The organism is Streptomyces sp. NPDC029138 (assembly GCF_055564375.1).
On sequence record NZ_JBVHWM010000155.1, the window covers coordinates 1 to 1,043 of the forward strand.

At 71.2% G+C, this 1,043-nt stretch carries 1 protein-coding gene; it reads left to right on the forward strand.

What is annotated here, in order from left to right:
- Positions 1-115 precede the first annotated feature (115 nt).
- Positions 116-1,043: IS481 family transposase (locus tag ACZ4WH_RS44035; protein ID WP_468192005.1), on the forward strand; the 928-nt coding region annotated here is incomplete at its 3' end.

Here is a 1,043-nt window from a genome sequence, read left to right on the forward strand (position 1 = left end):
CCTAGGTGTGCTGTCTCGGGACGTTGGTGACACACGCGCTGGGTGCTTGAACGGGTGAGGGCCTTCCGGGTTCGGTGTGGATTGCGAAGTCTGCACCGACGCCCAGGAGGCCCTCGTGTCCCACCGTAATGCCCCTCTGACCCCGACCGGCAGGCTGCGTCTGGCCCGGTGTGTCGTGGACGAGGGCTGGCCGCTGCGGCGGGCCGCGGAACGCTTCCAGGTCAGCCACACCACCGCCGCCCGCTGGGCGAGCCGCTACCGGCAGCTGGGCCAGGCCGGCATGCACGACCGCTCCAGCCGCCCGCACCACAGCCCCCTGCGGACTCCCGCCGCGGTCGAACAGCAAGTCCTGCGGCTGCGGCGCGAGCACCGGATCGGGCCGGTGCGGCTGGCAGCCCGGACCGGCGTCGCTGCTTCCACCGCCCACCGCATCCTCGTCCGGCACAGTCAGCCCGCTCTGGCAGCCTGCGACCGGGCCACCGGCGAGCCCGTGCGCCGCTACGAACGCTCCCGGCCCGGCGAACTCATCCACATCGACGTCAAAAAACTGGGCCGCATCCCCGCCGGCGGCGGCCACAAGGTCCTCGGCCGGGCAGCCGGCAGCCCCCACAAGAAGCGCACAGGCGGCGCCGGCTACGCCTACCTGCACACCGCCCTGGACGACCACACCCGCCTTGCCTACACCGAGGACCTCCCCGACGAGAGGGCCGCCACCTGCGCCGGCTTCCTGCGACGGGCAACCGCCTGGTTCGCCGCACACGGCATCACCGTCGAACGGGTCCTGACCGACAACGCCTGGGCCTACACCAAGAACACCTGGCGCGACACCTGCCACGACCTGGGCATCAGCCCCCACTGGACCAGGCCCTGGCGGCCCCAGACCAACGGCAAGGTCGAACGCTTCCACCGCACCCTGCTCGACGAATGGGCCTACCACCGGCCCTACACCTCAGACACCGAACGACAGGCAGCATTCCCCGACTGGCTGGACTGGTACAACTACCACCGACCCCACACCGGCATCGGCAGCCACCCACCAGCCA